Source organism: Tistrella mobilis (assembly GCF_039634785.1).
Taxonomy (GTDB): Bacteria; Pseudomonadota; Alphaproteobacteria; order Tistrellales; family Tistrellaceae; genus Tistrella; species Tistrella mobilis.
This window is the reverse complement of sequence record NZ_JBBIAB010000019.1, coordinates 61,432-82,535: the sequence shown is the minus strand read 5'-3', so window position 1 is coordinate 82,535 and position 21,104 is coordinate 61,432. Positions and strand designations below refer to the sequence as shown.

General features: G+C 68.2%; 19 protein-coding genes. 13 read left to right on the top strand and 6 right to left on the bottom strand.

Annotation, left to right across the window (positions count from 1 at the left end):
• Positions 1–71: 71 nt before the first annotated feature.
• Positions 72–1,526, top strand: coding sequence for a DUF294 nucleotidyltransferase-like domain-containing protein (locus tag WI697_RS21750; protein WP_345959907.1), 1,455 nt, complete (start codon positions 72–74; stop codon positions 1,524–1,526).
• A gap of 8 nt (positions 1,527–1,534) precedes the next feature.
• Entirely contained in the window at positions 1,535–2,530 is a 996-nt protein-coding gene (locus WI697_RS21745) for an alpha/beta hydrolase (protein ID WP_345959906.1), read from the top strand.
• Here the strand turns inward: WI697_RS21745 and WI697_RS21740 are convergent, their stop codons facing one another.
• Together WI697_RS21740 and WI697_RS21735 are read right to left on the bottom strand one after the other, a co-directional pair.
• The gene (locus WI697_RS21740) at positions 2,531–3,277 is read right to left on the bottom strand and encodes an SDR family NAD(P)-dependent oxidoreductase (RefSeq protein WP_345959905.1); all 747 of its coding nucleotides are present in this window, start codon (positions 3,275–3,277) and stop codon (positions 2,531–2,533) included.
• Positions 3,278–3,320: 43 nt separating this feature from the next.
• Entirely contained in the window at positions 3,321–4,184 is an 864-nt protein-coding gene (locus WI697_RS21735) for an AraC family transcriptional regulator (protein ID WP_345959904.1), read from the bottom strand.
• 175 nt (positions 4,185–4,359) lie between these two features.
• Here WI697_RS21735 and WI697_RS21730 point away from each other — a divergent pair, with 175 nt between their 5' ends.
• The 3 genes from WI697_RS21730 (at position 4,360) to WI697_RS21720 (ending at position 7,227) form a co-directional block, all read left to right on the top strand.
• A complete protein-coding gene (locus WI697_RS21730; protein WP_062768210.1) occupies positions 4,360–4,965 on the top strand; it encodes a gamma carbonic anhydrase family protein in 606 nt (201 codons plus the stop codon).
• A 159-nt stretch (positions 4,966–5,124) separates the two neighbouring features.
• The gene (gene ettA / locus WI697_RS21725) at positions 5,125–6,807 is read left to right on the top strand and encodes an energy-dependent translational throttle protein EttA (RefSeq protein ID WP_014744338.1); all 1,683 of its coding nucleotides are present in this window, start codon (positions 5,125–5,127) and stop codon (positions 6,805–6,807) included.
• A 132-nt stretch (positions 6,808–6,939) separates the two neighbouring features.
• Entirely contained in the window at positions 6,940–7,227 is a 288-nt protein-coding gene (locus WI697_RS21720) for a hypothetical protein (RefSeq protein WP_345959903.1), read from the top strand.
• A 66-nt stretch (positions 7,228–7,293) separates the two neighbouring features.
• Here the strand turns inward: WI697_RS21720 and WI697_RS21715 are convergent, their stop codons facing one another.
• Together WI697_RS21715 and WI697_RS21710 are read right to left on the bottom strand one after the other, a co-directional pair.
• Positions 7,294–7,986 (bottom strand): MlaC/ttg2D family ABC transporter substrate-binding protein, encoded by a 693-nt coding sequence (locus WI697_RS21715; RefSeq protein ID WP_345959902.1) that lies wholly within the window; start codon positions 7,984–7,986, stop codon positions 7,294–7,296.
• Between the two features lie 96 nt (positions 7,987–8,082).
• The gene (locus WI697_RS21710) at positions 8,083–8,898 is read right to left on the bottom strand and encodes an MlaA family lipoprotein (protein WP_345959901.1); all 816 of its coding nucleotides are present in this window, start codon (positions 8,896–8,898) and stop codon (positions 8,083–8,085) included.
• Positions 8,899–9,169: 271 nt separating this feature from the next.
• Between WI697_RS21710 and WI697_RS21705 the strand changes: the two genes are divergently transcribed.
• From WI697_RS21705 to WI697_RS27495, 7 genes are all read left to right on the top strand, one after another.
• Complete coding sequence (locus WI697_RS21705; protein WP_345959900.1) at positions 9,170–10,234, top strand: ArsR/SmtB family transcription factor; 1,065 nt, start codon at positions 9,170–9,172, stop codon at positions 10,232–10,234.
• Complete coding sequence (gene metF / locus WI697_RS21700) at positions 10,234–11,175, top strand: methylenetetrahydrofolate reductase [NAD(P)H] (RefSeq protein ID WP_345959899.1); 942 nt, start codon at positions 10,234–10,236, stop codon at positions 11,173–11,175. The genes WI697_RS21705 and metF overlap by 1 nt, the downstream gene beginning before the upstream one ends.
• A 52-nt stretch (positions 11,176–11,227) precedes the next feature.
• On the top strand, positions 11,228–14,737 hold the full coding sequence (gene metH / locus WI697_RS21695) for a methionine synthase (protein WP_345959898.1): 3,510 nt from the start codon (positions 11,228–11,230) through the stop codon (positions 14,735–14,737).
• Positions 14,738–15,209: 472 nt separating this feature from the next.
• The gene (locus tag WI697_RS21690; protein WP_345959897.1) at positions 15,210–16,349 is read left to right on the top strand and encodes a Re/Si-specific NAD(P)(+) transhydrogenase subunit alpha; all 1,140 of its coding nucleotides are present in this window, start codon (positions 15,210–15,212) and stop codon (positions 16,347–16,349) included.
• On the top strand, positions 16,349–16,765 hold the full coding sequence (locus tag WI697_RS21685; RefSeq protein WP_385997494.1) for an NAD(P) transhydrogenase subunit alpha: 417 nt from the start codon (positions 16,349–16,351) through the stop codon (positions 16,763–16,765). Before WI697_RS21690 ends, WI697_RS21685 begins: the two co-directional genes overlap by 1 nt.
• Before the next feature lie 64 nt (positions 16,766–16,829).
• Positions 16,830–18,179, top strand: coding sequence for an NAD(P)(+) transhydrogenase (Re/Si-specific) subunit beta (locus WI697_RS21680; protein WP_385997507.1), 1,350 nt, complete (start codon positions 16,830–16,832; stop codon positions 18,177–18,179).
• A 120-nt stretch (positions 18,180–18,299) separates the two neighbouring features.
• Positions 18,300–18,563, top strand: coding sequence for a type II toxin-antitoxin system Phd/YefM family antitoxin (locus WI697_RS27495; RefSeq protein WP_385997493.1), 264 nt, complete (start codon positions 18,300–18,302; stop codon positions 18,561–18,563).
• A 31-nt stretch (positions 18,564–18,594) separates the two neighbouring features.
• On the opposite strand, the gene WI697_RS21675 is transcribed toward WI697_RS27495, so the two are convergent.
• Positions 18,595–19,518 carry a TauD/TfdA dioxygenase family protein gene (locus WI697_RS21675; protein WP_345959894.1) on the bottom strand — a complete coding sequence of 308 codons (924 nt, stop codon included), beginning with the start codon at positions 19,516–19,518 and terminating at the stop codon, positions 18,595–18,597.
• A 149-nt stretch (positions 19,519–19,667) separates the two neighbouring features.
• Between WI697_RS21675 and WI697_RS21670 the strand changes: the two genes are divergently transcribed.
• Positions 19,668–20,732, top strand: coding sequence for a helix-turn-helix domain-containing protein (locus WI697_RS21670; RefSeq protein ID WP_345959893.1), 1,065 nt, complete (start codon positions 19,668–19,670; stop codon positions 20,730–20,732).
• Here the strand turns inward: WI697_RS21670 and WI697_RS21665 are convergent.
• On the bottom strand, positions 20,690–21,004 hold the full coding sequence (locus tag WI697_RS21665) for a Dabb family protein (protein ID WP_345959892.1): 315 nt from the start codon (positions 21,002–21,004) through the stop codon (positions 20,690–20,692). The genes WI697_RS21670 and WI697_RS21665 overlap by 43 nt on opposite strands.
• Positions 21,005–21,104 lie beyond the last annotated feature (100 nt).

Sequence of the window (21,104 nt, the reverse complement as noted above, 5' to 3'; positions counted from 1 at the left end):
GGCGTGGCATGGAATGATCGGGGGGCGCATGATCGCCACAGCCTCACGATCCCAGAGGGGAGCCCGTCCCGATGGAGCCTTCCGAAGCCGAAGCCCTGTTCCGGCTGGACAGTTATCCCTATCGCCATCGGGCGGGGGAGGTCGCCTCGCGACCGCTGGTGACGGCAGAGCCGGGCATGACGGTTCAGGATGCGGCCCGGGCCATGGCGCGGGCCGGCATTTCCGCCCTGGTGGAGCGGGACGAGGACGGCCGCCCGACCGGCATCCTGACGGAGCGTGACGTCGTCCGCGCCCTGGCCCGCGAGGGTGCCGACGCGGCGGGTCTGCCGGCGGCGGCGCTGATGAGCCGGCCGGTGCGCACCGTCGACGACGACGCCTTCGTCTATGTCGCCATCGGCCGCATGCGCCGCTTCGAAATCCGCCATCTGGTGGTGGTCGACACGGCCGGCCGGGCCACCGGCATGATCACCCGGCGCGCCCTGCTCAGGCTCAGGGCCGGTGATGCGCTGGCCATGGGCGATCGGGTGGAGGCGGCGGAAGATGCAAAGGGCCTGGCCCTCGTCCGCGCCGATCTGGGGCCGCTGGCCGCAAGCCTTCTGGATCAGGCGGTCGACGCGCGGGCCATCGCCTCGGTGATTTCGGCCGTCACACGCGACCTGACCCAGCGCGCGGCCGCCCTCGCCGAAGCGGCCATGGTGGCCGAGGGGCAGGGCGCCGCCCCCGCCCCCTATGCCGTGCTGGTGCTGGGATCGGCCGGCCGTGGCGAGACCCTGCTGGTGCCCGACCAGGACAACGCCATCGTCCATGCCGGGCGCGATGCCGATGACGGCTGGTTCGGGGCCTTCGGCCAGCGGATGTGCCGGCTGCTCGCCGATGCCGGCATCCCCTTCTGCCAGGGCGGGGTGATGGCCTCCAGGCCCGCCTGGCGCCATGGGCTGGAGGGCTGGCGTGGCCGGGTGCGGGCCTGGATCGGCGATCCCGATGGCGACAACATGCTCAACGCCGACATCTTTTTCGACATGGCGCCGGTCGCGGGCGATCTGGCGCTTGCCGAAGAGCTGCATGGCTATGCCCTGGCCCAGGCCGCCCATGCGCCGCATTTCCTGCAGGCGATGATCCGCGATCTGGACCGCATGCACGCGCCCATCGGCCTGTTCGGCGATCTGCGCACCGACGGCAAGGGCCGGCTGGACCTGAAGCGCCACGGGCTGCTGCCGCTGACGCTGACCGCCCGGGCGCTGGCGCTGCGCCACGGCATCGCCGCCACCGGCACCGCAACCCGGGTGAAGGCGCTGGCCCAGGCCGGCCTGCTGAACCCTGCCGATGCCGAGCAGCTGGACCGATCCCACGCCCTGGTGATGGCGCTGCTCCTGGAAGCGCAGGTCGCGCGCCTGCGCGAAGGCAAGGTCCCGGACACGCTGGTCGACGTCACGGCGCTGGACTCCCGCCGCCGGTCTCGGTTGAAATCAGCCCTCAAGCATATTGATGCGATGACCTGGGTGATGCGCAGCTCGCTGGGAGGCTGAAGGTTCCGATGGATTTCGACGCCGTTGCGGCCGCCCGGGCCGCGCTCGCCTCGGTGACGGTGCCCCCCGCACCCCAGGGGCCCGCGGCAGATCAGGCCGATCTGCTCGACCGGCCGGACGGCATGGTGATCCGCTATCTGATCTGGCATCCGGCCCCCGGGATGCCGCCGCGCGGCACGGTGCTGCTGCTTCAGGGCCGCGGCGAATTCGTCGAGAAATATGCCGAGCTGGCCGGATGGCTGCGGGCGGCGGGCTGGGCGGTCTTCGCCCCCGACTGGCGCGGGCAGGGCCGGTCCGGCCGGCTTGCTCCTGATCGGGCCATGGGGCATCTGAACCGGTTCGACGACTGCCTGGACGATCTGGATGCGCTGGCGGCGGGGCCGCTTGCCGGCCTGCCGCGGCCGCTGGTGATGCTGGGCCATTCCATGGGCGGCCATCTGGGCATGCGCTGGGTGCTGGAACGGGTGCCGGCCGCGGCACGGCCGGCGGCCATTATCCTGTCGGCGCCGATGATCGACATCCGCATGCCGCTGCCGGCCCGGCGGCTGGTGCCGCCGCTGGCACGGCTGATGCGCGCCCGCGGCCGTGGCATGACCTATGCCCCTGGCCAGGGGCCGGGGCGGGCCAGCGGCGGCGGTTTCGCCGGCAACCGGCTGACCCATGATCCGGCGCGCTGGGCGCGGGAACAGGCGCTGCTGGCGGCCGATCCCGCCCTGCATCTGGGCGGCAGCAGCTGGGGCTGGCTGGCGGCGGCCTTCGATTCGATCCGCGATCTGGAGCGGGCGGTGATCCGTGCGGGCGCAGGGCTGGATGTTCCGGTCACCCTGCTGCAGGGCGGCGCCGATATGGTGGTCGACCCGGTCGCGCAGTCCAGGCTGGTGGCGCGGCTGCCCCGCGCCCGGCTGGTGGTGGTGCCGGGGGCGCTGCACGAAATCCTGATGGAAACCGACGAGATCCAGGCCCCCGCCCGGGCGGCGATCACGCAGGCCTTGGAGGGCATCTGATCACCCGGCCAGAAAGCCACCATCGACGCAGAGGTTCTGGCCGATCACGAAGCCTGCGGCATCCGATGCAAGCCAGAGCACGGCTGCGGCCACGTCTTCGGGCCGGCCCATGCGCCGGGCGGGCAGGGTGGCGGCGATGGTCGCGAAATCGGCGACCCCGGCGCCTGCCATCATCGGCGTCTCGATCCGCCCGGGGGAGACGGCGTTGATCCGGATGCCCCGGGGCGCATGCTCGATGGCAAGCGAGCGGGTGAGCGAGAGCAGCGCCGCCTTGGAGGCGGCATAGATCGCAAAGCCCGGATAGGGGTTGCGCACGCCGCTGACCGAGGCGTCGTTGACGATCACCCCGCCGCCGTCTCTTTGGCGCATGACCCGGATCTGGGCCTGCATCGCCTCGGCGACCGATCGCAGGTTGATCGCGAACACCCGGTCGAGCACGGCGAGATCGCGATCGACCAGCGACCCCTGCGGTTCCTGCCAGCCGGCATTGTTGAAGGCGATGTCGAGCCGCCCCCAGCATGCGATCGCGGCATCGACCAGGGCGGTGGCGGTGCCGGCCTCGGCAAGGTCGCCGGCGAGGAAAGTGGCCTCGGCGCCTTCGGCCCGGCAGGCGGTCACCACGGCCTCGCCGCGTGCCGCATCCCGCCCGCCCAGCATCAGCCGGGCCCCCTGACGGGCAAAGGCCAGCGCCGTGGCCCGGCCGATGCCGGAGGTGGCGCCCGAGACGAGAACGACGGGTCTGGTCATGGCGGCAGGCTCCCTGAACATGATGTCCTGCCAGACTGGCCCGTCAGCGGGCCTCTGTATTGGCGGATCTTGCGCCCGCGACCGCCGCCGCCCAAAGGCCCGGCGTGATGCCGTAGCAGCGTTTGAACTGGCGGGTCAGATGGCTCTGATCGCAGAACCCGGTTGCGGCCGCGACCTCGGCCGGTGCCATGCCCGCCGCAAGATGCCGGCGGGCGAGATTCAGCCGCGCCTGGGTCAGGAAGGCATGGGGGGCAAGGCCGGTTTCCTTGCGGAAGGCGCGGCAGAAATGGAACGGGCTCATGCCGGCCAGGGCGGCGAGCGTCGCCACCGACCAGTCGGCGGCGGGGTCGTCGCGGAGCGCCGCCGCCACCCGCTGCACCGGCCTGCCCTCCCGCCCGGGGACCGGCAGGTGGGGCGCCGGGGCGCCATGGCGCCGGAACAGCAGGGCCAGGGCCTCCAGCAGCAGGGTTTCGCGCATGAGCCGCCCGGCGCCGCCGTCGATCGCCCGATGGGCCGCAAGCATCGACCGGGCCAGATCGGGGTCGTTCACCACCGCCTCGCGGAACCAGGGCAGGGTGATGCGGCGGCCGAAGGTCTCGTCACCCAGGGTGGTCAGCAGATCGGGGCCCAGATAGAAGCTGCGATAGCACCAGGGCGCGTCGCCCGTCACGCCGCCCTGATGCGGTTCCCCGGGATTGAACACCATCACCGTCTGCGGCGTGCCGACCGAGGCGGTGCCGCGGGTGACGCAGCGCCCCGCCCCGGCCTGGGTGACGGCGATGACCATTTCCTCGTGGACATGGGGCGCGAAGACCAGCGTGCCGAAGGCGGCGGTCAGCAGGCCGAGCCCGGCGATCTGGCGGTCCAGGCTGAAGACGGCATGGTTGTCGGGGTCGTATCGGGCCACGTCCGGACATCACCGTTGGGGAAGGGGGGAGAGGTCATCCTAACCCGTGGAAAGCCGTGGCGTATTGGACGGATTTGACCCCGCAGCCCTGCGAAACGCGCTATAAACCGGAAAGCAAAGGCGCTGCCACCTCCCCCAACGAGCGGGCGCCGACCGAGACGAGGAGACGCTCCCGATGGCTTTCATCTATGCCTATGACGACGTGGTGCCGGTGATCGATCCCACCGCCTTCGTGCACGAGACCGCGGTGCTGATCGGCGACGTGATCATCGGCCCCGAGGCCTATGTCGGCCCGGGGGCGTCGCTGCGCGGCGACAGCGGCCGGATCACCGTGCTGCGGGGCGCCAATCTTCAGGACAATGTCGTCGCCCATACCTATCCGGGCGGCGAGGTCGTGGTGGGCGAGATGGCGGCGGCCGGCCATGGCGCTGTGCTCCATGGCTGCAGGCTGGGCCAGCTCGCGCTGGTCGGCATGAATGCGGTGGTGATGGATGATGCCGAGATCGGCGATTTCTCGGTGGTCGCCGCCATGTCCTTCGTGAAGACCGGCATGAAGGTGCCGCCGCGGACCATGGTGGCGGGCGTGCCGGCAAAGCCGCTGCGCGAGGTGGGCGAGGCCGAGATCGGCTGGATCCGCGAAGGTGCGCTCAGCTATGACGACCTCCGCCGCCGGGCGCTGGCCGGCGAATTGCGGCGGGCGGAGCCGCTGACGGCGCCGGAGCCCGACCGGCGGACGGTCAGGGCCTATCAGGTGAAGAAGCTCTCGGCCATGCGCAGCTGACAGGGGCGCCCCCGGCCCCAGAACATTGAAGCGACCGGCCCTGATGGGGTACAACCGGGGCCGACACGGGCGGGGCCGACACGGGCGAGCGCTGCCCGGCACCATTTCTCTTCAAGCGCCCGCGGAGATCGCCTCCGCCAGGGCCTCACGGGGTGGCATATGGCTTCCTACCAGTACGTCTATACCATGCGTGGTCTGAACAAGACCTATCCGGGCGGCCGTCAGGTCGTCAAGGATGTGACGCTGGCCTTCCTGCCCGGCGCCAAGATCGGCGTGCTGGGCGTGAACGGTGCCGGTAAGTCCACGCTGCTCAAGATCATGGCCGGCATGGACACCGACTATACCGGCGAGGCCTGGGCGGCCGAGGGGCTGAAGGTCGGCTATCTGTCGCAGGAGCCGCAGCTCGATCCGTCCAAGACCGCGCTCGAGAACGTCATGGACGGCGTGCGGCCGGTGAAGGATCTGCTCGACCGTTTCGAGGCGGTGAGCGCGAAGTTCGCCGAGGTCGAGGACCCGGACGAGATGGACGCGCTGATCAACGAGCAGGCCGAGCTGCAGGAGAAGATCGACGCGGTCAATGGCTGGGAAATCGACCGCACGGTCGACATCGCCATGGATGCGCTGCGCTGCCCGCCGGCCGATGCCGACGTGACCAAGCTGTCGGGTGGTGAGCGCCGCCGCGTGGCGCTCTGCCAGCTGCTGCTCTCCAAGCCCGACATGCTGCTGCTCGACGAGCCGACCAACCATCTCGATGCCGAGTCGGTGGCCTGGCTGGAGCGCTTCCTGCACGACTATCCGGGCACCGTCGTGGCCGTCACCCATGACCGCTACTTCCTGGACAATGTCGCGGGCTGGATCCTGGAACTGGATCGCGGCCGGGCGCTGCCGTTCGAGGGCAACTACACCGCCTGGCTGGACCACAAGGCCAAGCGGCTCGAGCAGGAAGAGAAGGAGGAAAGCTCCCGCCAGAAGACCCTCAAGCAGGAACTGGAATGGGTGCGCTCCTCGCCGTCGGCCCGGCGGACCAAGTCCAAGGCGCGTCTGGCCGCCTATGAGCGCCTGCTGGAGCAGGACCGCGAGCGGGTGGGCGAGGTCGCCCAGATCGTGATCCCGGCCGGGCCCCGTCTGGGCAATGTGGTGGTCGAGGCGGAGCATGTCTCGAAGGGCTTCGGCGACCGGCTGCTGATCGACGACCTGAATTTCCGCATCCCGCCCGGTGCCATCGTCGGCGTGATCGGCCCGAACGGTGCTGGCAAGTCGACCCTGTTCAAGATGATCACCGGCCACGAGACCCCGGATTCCGGCAGCTTCCGGGTGGGTGAGACCGTGAAGCTCGCCTATGTCGACCAGAGCCGTGACGCGCTGGCCGCCAACAAGACGGTCTGGGAAGAAATTTCCGACGGGCACGAAGACATTGTGCTCGGCAAGCGCACCGTGAAGAGCCGCGCCTATTGCGGCGCCTTCAACTTCAAGGGGTCTGACCAGCAGAAGAAGGTCGGCCAGCTCTCGGGCGGTGAGCGCAACCGCGTGCATCTGGCCAAGACGCTGAAGTCGGGCGGCAACCTGATCCTGCTCGACGAGCCGACCAACGACCTCGACGTCGACACCCTGCGCGCGCTGGAAGACGCGCTGCTCGATTTCGGCGGCTCGGCGATCGTGATCAGCCATGACCGCTGGTTCCTGGACCGCATCGCCACCCACATCCTGGCCTTCGAGGGCGACAGCCATGTCGAATGGTTCGAGGGCAATTTCGAAGCCTACGAGGCCGACAAGCGCCGCCGCCTGGGCGATGCCGCGGTCGAGCCGCACCAGATCAGGTATAAGCCGCTGACCCGCGGTTGAGGCGACGGATCTTCGCATCTGCGGAGACCTGTCACTGCGACATCATCGCCCCCATCTCTTGCATGGATGGGGGCGATATCGTTTCAGGCGATGGAAAGCAGGCAGAAGATGACGTATGACGCGAGGCATGCCATGATCAGCGCCACGTCCGACATCAGTGCATCAGCTGTGACTGCGGGTGTCGGCCACAACACCGGACAGCCGAGGCGCACCGTGCATGCCATCGCTTTCGACCTGGGTACCGAAGCGTTGAAGACGGCCTGCCACGATCCCTCGTGGCAGAACGCTTACAACGACATCGGTAAAGTGCTGACGACCAAAGGCTTCCTGCGTCAGCAGGGCAGTGTCTATTTCGGGAATGAGCGCGTCGATCCGGTGACCTGCGTCCTGGCCGTGATGCAGGCGGTCGAGGGCAGCTGACATGAAAAACCGGCGGCCCCTCTGGAGAGGCCACCGGCTTTCAGTGACGGGTGTGCAGAGCCGGGCTTACCGGGCCGAGGCGGTGACCTGTTCGGTACGGCGCTTCAGCTCGCCGATCAGCCCGTCCATGCCCGAGCGCTCGATCACCGACGAGAATTCGGAGCGCTGGGTGATGGCCATGCTCACGCCTTCGATCGCGATGTCGATGATCTGCGGGCTGCTGCCGTCCACGCGGACGCGGAAATCCAGCGGCACCGGCGGCCCGTCCGGGCGCCAGATCTGGCCGGAAATCACGACCATCCGGTCATCATTGCTATCGGCGCGGACATTGGTGGTCTTGAAGGCCTTGCCTTCGCCCGATGCCGCCAGCTGCTTCGAATAGGTATCGGCGATGTAGTCGGCGAAGCGGCTGGAATAGGTGGCGACGACATAGGCGTCGAAGGCGTCGCGGAAGGCGTCGCGCTGGGGCCCGCTCGCGGTCCGCCAGTGGCGGCCCAGCACGAAGCGCGAGATCCAGTCGAAATCGAAGCCTTCATGGAACAGCTTGCGGAACCGCTCGGTCCGGGTCTCACGATCGAGGCCGGGTTCGGACAGGGCCGAGATCGCCTTGTTGCCGAAATCCTCGATCGAGCTGGCCGCAGCCTGGGGCGAGATGGCGGCCATCGCCACGGACGAGGTGGCGGGTCCGAAGACTGGCAGAATCGGCAGCGCTGCGCCGAGTGCCACGGCAACCGCGATTCCGCGAAGACGGATGGTCATCGCGATGACTCTCCTGGTGGTGTGCCTGGTGATGGTGGGCTGCACGCCGGGTGCTGCGCCGCCCGACGGACGTACCGCCAACATATGGGCCACGACTCAGTCCGCGTCGAGGTCCAGACGGAAGACGTCGTCATTGCCCTGACCGGTGCCGACCTTGCCGTTGGAGATTTCGGCCAGCCGGCGCTGCCAGTAGGCGCTGCGCACGGCGGCGTAGAAATCGACCGAATTGCGCTTCAGGTCGTCCAGCGGCTCGATCGCACGCTCCCGCGCGACAATGCCCTTGGCCACGGTGATCCCGATCATCGTGCCCTGATCGTCGATGGCATAGTCGACCGGATTGCCGAAAGCATCGGCCGCGCGGCCGAAGGTATGGCGCAGCGTCGCCGGCCCCAGGATCGGCAGCACGATATAGGGGCCGGGGCCGATGCCCCAGACCGCGAAGGTCTGGTCGAAATCCTCGTCATGCGCGGGCGGCATGCCGGCGTCGGTCGCCACATCGATCAGGCCGCCGACACCGGCGATGCTGTTGATCATGAAGCGGCCGGCGGTTTCCGCCGCGCGTTCCGGCTCACCCTGGGCCACGTCGTTGACGAAGACCAGCGGCAGCGACAGGTTGACAAGGAAGTTGCCGATCACGGTCTGGATCGCCGGCGGGATCATCTGGCGATAGAACATCGCCGCCGGACGGATCAGCAGGCCGTCGACGAAGGTGTTGGCCGCGAAGATCGCCCGGTTCACGGGCTCGATCGGGTCCGACAGCTCGGCCGGCTGGTTGGGCACGGCCGACATCGGCACGTCGTTTCCGGCGGTGGCACAGGCGCCCAGCATGGCGAGCGCGGCCACGGCTGCACCAAGGCGTGCCGCCAGGCGCCGGGGCCGGGGGCTGTCCGCTTCCGGGGACTGGATGGTCATGGTCTGGCACTCCGCCCGGCTTGCGACTGCGGCCATATGCGTCCGTCCTCCGTATTCGCGGCCCCGATCCGACCCGCACCCCGAACTATCACATGGAAAGACGACGTGCGACAGGTTCACCTATCACAGGACACTGCCGCAGGCCATGGAAAAGCCCGCAGCCCCCATGCTTCGGGGGGCCTGGGCCGGATATGCGCTGCCGGCTTGCCACAGGTCGATTTAAGATATAAAGATATGTTTATGTCATGACCCGCAGAGGGAGCATCAGGGGATGGGAAGCCTTCCGGCCGTCGACGGGCCGCATGATACGGCGACCGTGGCAGCCATGGACACGCTGCTCGACGGGCTGAAGGCTGCGGCGGAACCGACCCGGCTGCGCCTGCTCGCCCTGTTGTCGGCAGGCGAGCTGACCGTCACCGAACTGACCCAGATCCTGGGCCAGAGCCAGCCGCGCGTTTCCCGCCATCTGAAACTGATGTGCGAGGCCGGGCTGCTCGACCGGATTCCCGAAGGGGCCTGGGTGTTCTACCGCCTGGCGCGCGAAGGGGCGGCCGCAGGTCTGGCCCGGCGCCTGGTGGAACTGCTGCCGCTGGACGATCCGGCGCTGGCGGTCGATCTGGGCCGGCTGCGGCGGGTGAAGGAAGACCGTGCCCGTCAGGCCGAAGCCTATTTCCGGGCCAATGCGGCGGAATGGCGCCGCATTCGCGCCCTGCATGTGCCCGAGGCGCAGGTCGAGGCGGCGTTGTCGGGCCTGATCCGCACGGCCGGGCCGCGCAGCCTGCTCGATATCGGCACCGGCACCGGCCGGATTCTGGACCTGCTGGGCCCGCTGGTCGATTTCGGGCTGGGGATCGACCGCTCGCGCGAGATGCTGGCGGTGGCGCGCGAACAGCTGGCCTCGTCGGGGCTCGATCATTGCCAGGTGCGGCTGGGCGATCTGAACCAGCTGCCGGTGACCGATGCGGCCTTCGATGCGGTGGTGATCCACCAGGTGCTGCACTATCTGGACGATCCCGGCCATGCGCTGGCCGAAGCGGCACGGGTGCTGCGCCCGGGCGGGATGATGGTGGTGGTGGATTTCGCCGCCCATACGCTCGAGGATCTGCGGCGTGATCACGCGCATCGCCGGCTGGGATTTTCCGACGACGAGGTTGAAGACTGGCTCTCGGCGGCCGGGCTCAGGTCCGGGGTGCCGATCCGGCTGCCGGGTGAGCCGCTGACGGTGGTGTTGTGGCCCGCGCACCGGACGGATGGTGCGGCAGGGCCGGGGGAGGACGAGACCCTTCGGGCTGCGGCTGGCCGCAGGACCGGCCATAAGAACAGGGAGACGACGTGATGACGGTGACCACCGACGGGCGGGTCCTGACCCCCCGGGCGCTCTGGGACGCGCCCGCGCCGGTGCCCGGGCTGAAGATCAGCCTGGAGTTCTTCCCGCCCCGCGGCGCCCAGGCAGAGGCGCGACTGTGGGAGAATGTCGCACGGCTTGCCGCCTATGCACCCGACTTCGTGTCGGTGACCTATGGCGCGGGCGGGTCCACCCGCGACAAGACGCGGGACACGGTGCTGCGCATGCGCCGGGACTACGGCCTTGCCGCCGCTGCTCATCTCACCTGCGTCGACGCCTCGCGCGCGGATGTCATGGCGGTGGCCGAGGGCTACATCGCAGATGGCATCGATCATGTCGTGGCGTTGCGCGGCGACCCGCCCCAGGGGGCCGGGCCCTATGTTCCGCATCCGGACGGCTTCCCCTTCGCGGTGGATCTTGTGCGCGCCCTGGCCGATCTCGGCCGGTTCGAGATCAGCGTGGCGGCCTATCCCGAGGTTCACCCCCAGGCACAAAGCGCCGGGGCCGATCTCGACAATCTGAAGGCCAAACTGGATGCCGGCGCCACCCGCGCCATCACCCAGTATTTCTTCGACCCGGCGGTGTTCCTGCGCTTCCGCGACCGCGCGGCGGCGGCCGGCATCACCAGACCCATCCTGCCCGGGCTGATGCCGGTGCTGGGCTTCCAGCAGATCAAGCGGTTCTCGGCCGCCTGCGGTGCCGGGATTCCCGACTGGATGGAACGGCTCTATGATGGCGCCGATGCCGACGAAGCCACCCATCAGGCGGTCTCGGCCATGCTGCTCGCCGAACAGGCGCGGGTGCTGGCGGCGGAAGGCTGCGCGGATCTGCACTTCTACACCCTGAACAAGGCGGAGCTGACCATCAGCGCCTGCCACCTGCTCGGCATCCGCCCGCGGGCGGAGGTGGCCGCCGCCCGCGCGGCCGGCTGACCGCAACCCTCACCACGTTATCCTGGTCCCCGAACAGCGCGATCGAGGCAAGATGTCACGGCTTCTCGACTTTCTCGGCTCCAACGTCCTGCTGCTCGACGGCGGCATGGGCAGCCAGCTTCAGGCGCGTGATCTCAGCGTCGACGGCGACTATTGGGGCAAGGAGAACTGCTCCGAAATCCTCAACCTCTCCCGCCCCGACATCATCCGCGATATCCACACCGCCTATTTCGAGGCAGGCGCGGATGCGGTGGAGACCAACACTTTCGGCGGCTCTCCGATCACGCTGGGGGAGTTCGACCTCACCGATCAGGCCTTCGAGATCAATGTGAAGGCCTGCGAGCTGGCGCATGAGGCGGCGGAGCGGTTCAGGGGCGACGGCCGCGAGCGCTTCGTGATCGGCTCGATCGGGCCGGGCACGCGGCTGCCCTCGCTCGGCCATATCGACTACGACCGGATGGAGGCGGCGCTCATCATCCAGGCCCGCGGCCTGATCGCCGGCCGCGCCGATGCCTTCCTGATCGAAACCTGCCAGGATCCGCTGCAGATCAAGGCGGCGGTGAATGCGGTCAAGATCGCCCGGGCGGAAGCGGGCGTCGACCTGCCGATCATGGTTCAGGTGACGGTGGAAACCGTCGGCACGCTGCTGGTCGGCACCGACATCGCGGCGGCGACCGCGATCGTCGATGCGCTCGACGTCGATGTGATGGGCCTGAACTGCGCCACCGGCCCGCAGGAAATGCAGGAACACGTCCGCTACCTGTCGCAGACCTGGCGCAGGCGGATTTCGGTGCTGCCCAATGCCGGCCTGCCCGAACTGGTCGACGGCCGCACCCATTATCCGCTGGGCGCGCGCGAACTGGCCCAGTGGCTGGAGCGGTTCATCGTCGAGGACGGCATCGACATCGTCGGCGGCTGCTGCGGCACCGGCCCCGACCATATCCGGGCGATCGACGACATGCTGCGCCGTCGCGGCGGCGCCCGGCACCGCCCGGCGCCGGTGAAGCGCGAGGTGAACTGGATGCCGGGGGCGGCCTCGCTGTTCGGCTTCGTGCCCTATTTCCAGGAAAACGCCTATTTCTCGATCGGCGAGCGGTGCAATGCCAACGGCTCGAAGAAGTTCCGCGAGATGCAGGACGCCGGCAACTGGGACGGCTGCGTCGGCATGGCGCGCGAGCAGGTGAAGGAGGGCTCGAACGCCATCGATCTCTGCGCCGCCTTCACCGGCCGTAACGAGGTCGCGGACATGACCGCGCTCACCACCGCCATGCGCGGTGCGGTCTCGGCACCGCTGGTGATCGATTCGACCGAGCTCAACGTCATCGAGACCACGCTGAAGCTCTATGGCGGCAAGCCGATCATCAACTCGATCAATTTCGAGGACGGCGAAGAGCCGGCGCGCGCCCGGCTGGCGCTGGCGAAGAAGTTCGGCGCCGCCATGGTGGCGCTGACCATCGACGAAGAGGGCATGGCCAAGACCGCCGATCGCAAGCTCGCGATCGCCGAGCGGCTTTATGCGCTTGCGGTCGACGAATACGGCCTGGCGCCCGAGGATCTGCTGTTCGACCCGCTGACCTTCACCATCGCCACCGGCAACGAGGACGACCGCAAGCTCGGCATCGAGACGCTGGAGGGCATCCGGCTGATCCGCGAGCGCTTCCCGCGCTGTCAGATCATCCTCGGCCTGTCGAACATCTCTTTCGGTCTGAAGGCCGCGGCCCGTCATGTGCTGAATTCGGTCTTCCTGGATCATGCGCTGAAGGCGGGCATGAGCGGGGCGATCGTGCATCTCTCCAAGCTGATGCCGCTGCACAAGATCGCCGAGGACGAGGTGAAGGTCGCCGAAGACCTGATCTTCGACCGTCGCGCCGAGGGCTATGACCCGCTGATCTCGTTCATGGCGCTGTTCGCCGACCGCAAGGCGGAAAGCCAGGCCACCAAGGTGCGGCCCGAGACGGTGGAAGAGCGTCTGAAGCTCCGCATCATCGACGGCGACCGCGAGGGGCTGGGCGCGGATCTGGACGAGGCGATGGCGAAGATGCCGCCGCTCGAGATCATCAACACCGTGCTGCTCGACGGCATGAAGGTGGTGGGCGAGCTGTTCGGCGCCGGCAAGATGCAGCTGCCCTTCGTGCTGCAATCGGCCGAGACCATGAAGGCGGCGGTCGCCTGGCTGGAGCCGCATATGGAGAAGGTGGAGGGCGAGCAGAAGGCGACGATCGTGCTTGCCACCGTCAAGGGCGACGTCCACGACATCGGCAAGAATCTGGTCGACATCATCCTGACCAATAACGGCTATCGGGTGGTCAACCTCGGCATCAAGCAGCCGGTGGCCTCGATCGTCCAGGCGGCGCGCGAGCACAAGGCCGATGCGGTCGGCATGTCGGGCCTGCTGGTCAAATCGACCGTGATCATGCGCGAGAACCTGGAAGAGATGACGCGCGAGGGGCTGGACGTGCCGGTGCTGCTGGGCGGTGCCGCACTCACCCGCAAATATGTCGAGGAAGACTGCGTCGCCGCCTATGGCGCCGGCCGCGTCGCCTATGCCCGCGATGCCTTCGACGGGCTCAGCCTGATGAATGCGGTGGTCGACGGCCGTTTCGATGCGGTGCTCGACGAGGCGAAGCGCAAGCGCGAGGCCCGGCCGTCGAGCATCCGGGGCCCGAAGAAGCGGGCATCGAGCGACGAGGACATCAAGGCGATGCTCGACCGGCCGGTCGATTTCGACGAGGTCCGGCTGCGCCGCACGGAACTGCATGGGGGGATCGAGGTGCCCGAGCCGCCCTTCTGGGGCGCCCGGGTGATCGAGCATGTGCCGCTGAAATCGGTGGTGCCCTATCTGAACGAGACCATGCTGTTCCAGTTCCACTGGGGCTACAAGCGTGCCGGCCGCAAGCCGGCCGAGTTCGAGGCCTATGTGAAGCAGGAACTGTGGCCCAAGCTCGAAGCCCTGCTCAAGACCTGCGCCAAAGAGAAGATCCTGGATCCGCAGGCGGCCTATGGCTATTGGAAGGCGGCGGGCGAGGGCAATGATCTGGTGCTGTTCGAGACCGACGGCACCACCGAACTGGCCCGTTTCCGCCTGCCGCGGCAGGATCGCGAGGGCGGGCTCTGCGTCGCCGATTTCGTCCGCGACATCTCGGATCCGGTGCGCGACGTGATCGGCCTGCAGGTGGTGACCGTGGGGCAGCATGCCTCCGACGTCGCCCGCGACTGGTTCGCCGCCGATCGCTATCAGGATTATCTCTACCTTCACGGGCTGGGGGTGGAGATCGCCGAGGCGATGGCGGAATACGTGCACAAGCGGATCCGCGCCGAGCTCGGCTATGCGGCCGAGGATGCGCGCGAGATCGATCGGATGCTCAAGCAGGGCTATCGCGGGTCCCGCTACAGCTTCGGCTATCCGGCCTGTCCGAACCTTGCAGATCAGCGGGTGCTGCTGGAACTGCTGGGCGCCGATCGCATCGGCATTCAGATGGGGGACGAGGATCAGCTGCACCCTGAACAGTCGACATCGGCCATCGTGCTGCTGCACCCGCAGGCGAAGTATTTCTCCGTCTGACGGGGATCTGACCACCCGAGGCCGGCCCCGGCTGTATCCGGGGCCGGCCTTCCTTTTGTCCAGTTCTGCGCGTTATGGTTGATGATGTGCGGGATGGTTCCGTGACGATCGGCCGCAACCGCGCTGCGGCGATTGCATCGAACGTCATGAATCCACCGTTGAACCGCGCGGCCGTCCGGGTGATAAGGGAAGGAGGGGGCCGGCATGGGATACCATCCCGCCGGTCCGGGGGGCCCTGAAGCCGGCGGGTGATCATCTCCGCCGGTGGATGTCTGGACAGGTTTGCCGGACCGTGGGTGCACTGCGGCATGTGCGGTGCCAGATGCAGTGGCGTATGGAACGGCGTTCCATGAAATCGCGGACTTGGCAAACAAAGTTACCTGAGGCAAGAATAACTGCCTCATAATATTGCTGCACCGCAGCGTCGGCGGCGTCGGGGCGCCGCAGAGACAGAACGAGGGCCGGAGAGACCATGAAGATCGCAGTTCCGAGGGAGACCCGCGCGCACGAGAAGCGCGTCGCGGCGACCCCCGAAACGGTCAAAAAATATCGCGACCTGGGCTTTGAGGTCGTGGTGGAGGCGGGCGCCGGGCTGGGGGCCGCCATCACCGACGATGCGTTCAAGGCAGCAGGTGCCGAGATCGCCGCCGATGCCGCGGCGGCGCTGACCGGGGCCGACCTTGTGCTGAAGGTGCAGGCACCCGACGAGGCCGAGACCGCGGCCCTGCCCAAGGGGGCGACCCTGGTCGCCATGCTGAGCCCCTACACCAATCGTGAGCTGGTGAAGCGGCTGGCAGAGGCCGGGGTGACCGCCTTCGCCATGGAGCTGGTGCCGCGCATCACCCGCGCCCAGTCGATGGACGTGCTCTCGTCGCAGAGCAATCTGGCGGGCTATCGGGCGGTGATCGACGCGGCTGCCGAGTTCGGCCGCGCCATGCCGATGATGATGACCGCAGCCGGCACCGTGCCACCGGCCCGCGTGCTGGTGCTGGGCGCCGGCGTCGCCGGCCTGCAGGCGATCGCGACCGCGCGGCGCCTGGGCGGTGTCGTCTCGGCCTTCGACGTGCGTCCGGCGGTGAAGGAACAGGTCGAAAGCCTGGGGGCGAGCTTCGTCGACGTGCCCAATGACGAGGCCGCCTCTGCCGAGACCAAGGGCGGCTATGCCCGCGAGATGAGCGACGCCTACAAGGCCCGCCAGGCGCAGGTGCTGGCCGATCATGTCAAGAAGAACGACATGGTCATCACCACCGCCCAGATCCCCGGCAAGCCCGCCCCGGTGCTGATCACCGAGGAGATGGTGGCCTCGATGAAGCCGGGCTCGGTGATCGTCGATCTGGCGTCGGAAACCGGCGGCAATTGCGCGCTCACCCGCCATGGCGAGGTGGTCGAGACCCCGGGTGGCGTGCGCATCGTCGCCTTCCCGAACGTGCCGGCCCGGGTGGCGGTCAATGCCGCCCAGCTCTACGCCAAGAACCTGCTGACCTTCGTGACGCTGATGGTCGACAAGGAAACCAAGGCGCTGAAGGTCGACACGGCCGACGAGATCATCGCCGGCACGCTGCTGACCCAGGGCGGCGCCGTGGTGCATCCGAACTTCAAGGAGGCCGAGTGATGAGCGCGCTCGACCAGCTTCAGTCTGCCGCCGATGCCAATCTCGAGGCGGCCAATGCCAGCCTCGACGCCGCGCGTCAGGCGCAGGCCGAAATCGCCCGCCTTGCCGTTGATGGTGCCGCCGCCCATGGTGGCGTCGATCCGCTGGTGCTTGGCCTGACCGTCTTCGTGCTGGCGATCTTCGTCGGCTATTACGTGGTCTGGAAGGTGACGCCGGCGCTGCACACGCCGCTGATGGCGGTCACCAACGCAATCTCGGGCATCATCGTCGTCGGTGCGATCATCGCCGCCGGTCCTGCCACCTTCGGCTTCGCCACGGTGATGGGCTTCCTGGCGGTCACGCTCGCCTCGGTCAACATCTTCGGCGGCTTCGTGGTGACCAACCGCATGCTGCAGATGTTCAAGAAGAAGGGCTGAGGGCGGAACCGTGAACGCAAACCTTTCCTCACTCCTTTATCTCGTCGCCGCCGTCTGCTTCATCATGGCGCTGAAGGGGCTGTCCTCGCCGGTCAGCGCCCGCAACGGCAACCGCATCGGCATTGGTGGCATGGCGCTGGCCGTGCTGGTCACCCTGTTCCAGCCGGGTGTCGAAAGCTACTGGCTGGTGGTGCTGGGCGTGATCATCGGCGGTGCCGTGGGCACGATCATTGCGCTGCGCATCCAGATGACCGCGATGCCGCAGCTGGTCGCGGCCTTCCACAGCCTGGTCGGCCTCGCCGCGGTGTTCGTCGCCATCGCCGCCTATTACGCGCCCGAGGCCTATGGCATCGGTACCGCCGGCAGCATCAAGGTGAACAGCCTGATCGAGCTGTCGCTGGGCTCGGCCATCGGTGCGATCACCTTCACCGGCTCGATCATCGCCTTCGGCAAGCTTCAGGGCATCTTCAAGTCGGCGCCGGTGCGCTTCCCGATGCAGCACCCTATCAATCTGGGTCTCGGCATCGCCGTGATTGCGCTGATCGTGGTGTTCTGCCTGACCGAGGCGCCGGCGGCCTTCTGGCTGCTCACCCTCATCGCGCTGGCGCTGGGCATCCTGCTGATCATCCCGATCGGCGGCGCCGACATGCCGGTCGTGGTGTCGATGCTGAACAGCTATTCGGGCTGGGCGGCGGCCGGCATCGGCTTCACCCTGGAAAACCACCTGCTGATCATCACCGGCGCGCTGGTGGGGTCGAGCGGCGCGATCCTGTCCTATATCATGTGCAAGGGCATGAACCGCTCGTTCTTCAACGTGATCCTGGGCGGTTTCGGCACCGATGGCAGCTCGGCCGCCGCGGGTGGCGCCGATCTGGGCGACCGCACGGTGAAGCAGGGCAGCGCCGAGGATGCCGCCTTCATCATGAAGAACGCCTCGTCGGTGATCATCGTCCCCGGCTATGGCATGGCGGTGGCCCAGGCGCAGCATGCGCTGAAGGAAATGGCCGACATGCTGGAGAAGGCGGGCGTCAAGGTGCGCTACGCCATCCATCCGGTCGCGGGCCGCATGCCCGGCCATATGAACGTGTTGCTGGCCGAAGCCAATGTGCCCTATGACGCGGTGTTCGAGCTGGAAGACATCAACCGCGACTTCGCCTCGACCGACGTCGCCTTCGTCATCGGCGCCAACGACGTGACCAACCCGGCGGCCAAGACCGACCCGGCAAGCCCGATCTACGGCATGCCGATCCTGGACGTCGAGCGCGCGGGCACGGTGCTGTTCATCAAGCGCAGCATGGCCTCGGGCTATGCCGGCGTCGAGAACGAGCTGTTCTTCCGCGACAACACCATGATGCTCTTCGGCGACGCCAAGAAGATGACCGAGGAAATCGTGAAGGCGATCGAGCACGCCTGATCAGGCACCGCCCGACCGCGTCCACGACGACGCATCAGACGACGAAAAACGCGGCCTCCGGAGACGGGGGCCGCGTTTTTTCGTAAACTGCAGAAAGAGGTGCGGCTCCGGAGAGGTGACATGCGCATCGTCAATCAGCGCGAGTTTGCAGAGTCTCTTGATGCCATCTGTGATGAAGTCGCACATGGCGGAGAGCCCGTCCTTGTCAGCCGCTCTGATGGACGAGAGCCGGTCGTGATCCTGTCGCGTCGTAGCTGGGGAGGTCTCATCGAGACCCTTCATTTGCTCCGCTCTCCGCGAAACGCAGAGCGCCTGCATCGCGGGATGGCAGATGCAAGGGCCGGTCGCGTCCATGATCGGGGTCTTGACGACGGAACCGGTTGATCCGGACGGTGACGGGCTCCCGCCCCTGCACTTACACCGGCGTCAACACCGGCTCATCCCCTGCCACCGTGGTGCGGTACATCTCGCGGCGGGCGCCGTGATAGTCGCCGATCGGCAGGTGCAGCACGGACCGGTTGTCCCAGATGGTCAGCGTGCCCGGTTCCCAGCGCACCCGGCAGGTGAAGCGCGGGTCGACCGAGAGCTGGAAGAGGTAGCCGAGGAGGGCTTCGGCCTCGGCATCGGTGAAGCCGTCGAGGCCGATGGTGTAGGCCGGGCTGACATAGAGCGCGCGGGCGCCGGTTTCGGGATGGGTGCGGATCACCGGGTGCAGGCGGGTGGCCATGGCGGTCTCGCTGACCACGATGTCCATATTGGGCAGCCGGTCGGCCACTGCCTCGCGGCTGGCGGGGCCATAACCGCGCCGGGCGCTGTGCACCGCCTTCAGCGGTTCCAGCAGCCGGACCATGGCCGGGCTCAGCGCCTCGCAGGCGCGGATCTGGCTGGCGAACATGGTGTCGCCGCCCCAGTCGGGCACGTCGTGGCCATAAAGCAGGGTGAAGGCCGGCGGCGTGTCCAGGAACGACCAGTCGCTGTGCCAGGCCTCGCCGAAGACATTGGGATGCGCCTCGTCCGCCGTTTTCAGCAGGCGCAGAACATTGGTGAAGCCGGGCAGGGGGCGCACGTAGGGATCCTGGCCGAAGGCGCCGAAGCGCAGCGCCACCCGCTCCATGCCCGCCGGATCGAGGCTTTGCCCGCGAATGGCCAGCACCTGATGATGGACCAGGGCCGCACGCAGATCGGCGATGGCTTCATCCGGGGCCGTGGCGACGTTGATGCCGGTGATGTCTGCACCCAGCGCACCGGTCAGGGGCCGGGCCGTGAAATGGGCCGACGGGCGGGGCGCATTGCTGCGGGCGGTCGGCGGTTTGGCCGAAAAGAACGGATTGGCGGTCATCGGGCATGTCCTCCCTTCGGGCGGCCGGTTCGTGATGCCGGCTTCGACAGGTTGAGAGTGCCGCCGGAAGGGCCGGGCGGCCATGGCGGAGCCGGCCGGATTCTTGATAAAATCGGCCAGATCGACCGCTGAAGACGAGGAGGGTGGCGATGGTCCATGCCGGCGACCGGCGCGATCCGGTGGGCGTGGTCAACATCCTGGAGATGGCCCGCGGGCGCGGGCTCGATCCCGCTGCACTCGCGGCCGCGGGCGGGCTGGACGCCGTGCGGCCGGCCGATGCCCCGGTGCTGGCCTGGCAGGAACTGGCGGTGATCGAAGCGGTGCTGCGCGCCCTGCCGGACCAGGATCCGGCCCTGCTGGGGCTGGAAACCGGGCTGTGCTATCGCGTCTCTGCCTTTGGCCTGTTCGGTTGGGCTATGCTGACCCGCGCGGCCTTTGCCGACGCCCTGGCCCTCTGGGCGCGGCTGCCGACGCTCGGCCTGTCGTTCAGTGCGATCACCGCCCGATATCCGCCGGGGGAGGCGATCGTCTTCACCCTGGACGATCACGGCCTGGTCTCTCTGCCGCGTGCGGTGCATCGCTTTCTGGTGGCGCGCGGGCTGATCTCGACCGCCGTGCTCACCGCCGATCTGCTGGCGGCCCCGGTGATGCCGATGGCGGCAGGGATCGACATTCCGCCGCCGCCGGAGGTTCAGGACCGGGACCGTTTCCACGAGGTTCTGGGGCCGCATCTCGTCTTCGGCGGGGGCGGCGGACATCGGCTGGTCTATCATGCGGCCCTGGCCGGTCGGCCGCTGCCCTTTGCCCATCCGGTGGCCACGCGCACGGCGGAACGGGCCTTTCTGGCCGAGGCGGCAAGGCGCAGCGTCGGCGGCCCGGTGGCGGCACTCGACGTGCTGCTGCGCGACGAGGCCGGGCCGCCGGTCGATCTGGTTCAGGCCGCGCGGCGGCTGGCGATGTCGGAACGGTCGTTGCGCAGGCGGCTGGCCGCGGCCGGAACCAGCTTCCGGCAACGGCGGGATGCAGCACTGGCCGAACGCGCCCGGCGACTGTTGGGCGAGGGGGCGGCGGTCGAACGGGTGGCGATAGCGCTGGGCTATGCCGATGCCGCCGCCTTCACCCGCGCCTTCCGGCGCTGGACCGGAGAGACGCCGGGGCGCTTTGCCCGGTCTCAGCCGCGCCGGTCGGCGATGACGGCATCCTCGACGACATAATCGGCCACGATGCGCAGATCGCGCAGATGGCGGACGCGGGCGATCGATTCGGCATAAAGCGGGTCGGCCTTGTAGGCGGCGAGGTCCGCCTCGTCGTCGAACTCGGCATAGACGATCAGATCGACATCCGACGACAGCGCATCGCGTTTGGTATTCGTGCCGACCTCGAAGCGGCGGGCATGGGGAATGCCGCCCAGGATCGCGAGGCCGTCGCGCACCGCAGCGAGATCGGCCGGCGTCTTTGCGCTGAACATCACGATATGCCGGATCATCGGGCTTCCTTCACGACCGGGGGGGGAGGGCGGCACGGCAGGGCGCCGGCGGAAGCTAGACCCGTCACCGGAATCCGGGCAACAAAAAACCGCCGCTCGC

What these genes read in the sequence shown, in the direction of transcription:
- WI697_RS21670 (WP_345959893.1), top strand. Translation starts at nt 19,668, where the DNA reads ATGGTCCATGCCGGCGACCGGCGCGATCCGGTGGGCGTGGTCAACATC.
- WI697_RS21690 (WP_345959897.1), top strand. Translation starts at nt 15,210, where the DNA reads ATGAAGATCGCAGTTCCGAGGGAGACCCGCGCGCACGAGAAGCGCGTC.
- WI697_RS21730 (WP_062768210.1), top strand. Translation starts at nt 4,360, where the DNA reads ATGGCTTTCATCTATGCCTATGACGACGTGGTGCCGGTGATCGATCCC.
- WI697_RS21750 (WP_345959907.1), top strand. Translation starts at nt 72, where the DNA reads ATGGAGCCTTCCGAAGCCGAAGCCCTGTTCCGGCTGGACAGTTATCCC.
- WI697_RS21705 (WP_345959900.1), top strand. Translation starts at nt 9,170, where the DNA reads ATGGGAAGCCTTCCGGCCGTCGACGGGCCGCATGATACGGCGACCGTG.
- ettA (WP_014744338.1), top strand. Translation starts at nt 5,125, where the DNA reads ATGGCTTCCTACCAGTACGTCTATACCATGCGTGGTCTGAACAAGACC.
- WI697_RS21680 (WP_385997507.1), top strand. Translation starts at nt 16,830, where the DNA reads ATGGCGCTGAAGGGGCTGTCCTCGCCGGTCAGCGCCCGCAACGGCAAC.
- metH (WP_345959898.1), top strand. Translation starts at nt 11,228, where the DNA reads ATGTCACGGCTTCTCGACTTTCTCGGCTCCAACGTCCTGCTGCTCGAC.
- WI697_RS27495 (WP_385997493.1), top strand. Translation starts at nt 18,300, where the DNA reads ATGCGCATCGTCAATCAGCGCGAGTTTGCAGAGTCTCTTGATGCCATC.
- WI697_RS21740 (WP_345959905.1), bottom strand. Translation starts at nt 3,277, where the DNA reads ATGACCAGACCCGTCGTTCTCGTCTCGGGCGCCACCTCCGGCATCGGC.
- WI697_RS21745 (WP_345959906.1), top strand. Translation starts at nt 1,535, where the DNA reads ATGGATTTCGACGCCGTTGCGGCCGCCCGGGCCGCGCTCGCCTCGGTG.
- WI697_RS21675 (WP_345959894.1), bottom strand. Translation starts at nt 19,518, where the DNA reads ATGACCGCCAATCCGTTCTTTTCGGCCAAACCGCCGACCGCCCGCAGC.
- WI697_RS21685 (WP_385997494.1), top strand. Translation starts at nt 16,349, where the DNA reads ATGAGCGCGCTCGACCAGCTTCAGTCTGCCGCCGATGCCAATCTCGAG.
- WI697_RS21665 (WP_345959892.1), bottom strand. Translation starts at nt 21,004, where the DNA reads ATGATCCGGCATATCGTGATGTTCAGCGCAAAGACGCCGGCCGATCTC.
- WI697_RS21710 (WP_345959901.1), bottom strand. Translation starts at nt 8,898, where the DNA reads ATGACCATCCAGTCCCCGGAAGCGGACAGCCCCCGGCCCCGGCGCCTG.
- WI697_RS21720 (WP_345959903.1), top strand. Translation starts at nt 6,940, where the DNA reads ATGATCAGCGCCACGTCCGACATCAGTGCATCAGCTGTGACTGCGGGT.
- WI697_RS21715 (WP_345959902.1), bottom strand. Translation starts at nt 7,986, where the DNA reads ATGACCATCCGTCTTCGCGGAATCGCGGTTGCCGTGGCACTCGGCGCA.
- metF (WP_345959899.1), top strand. Translation starts at nt 10,234, where the DNA reads ATGACGGTGACCACCGACGGGCGGGTCCTGACCCCCCGGGCGCTCTGG.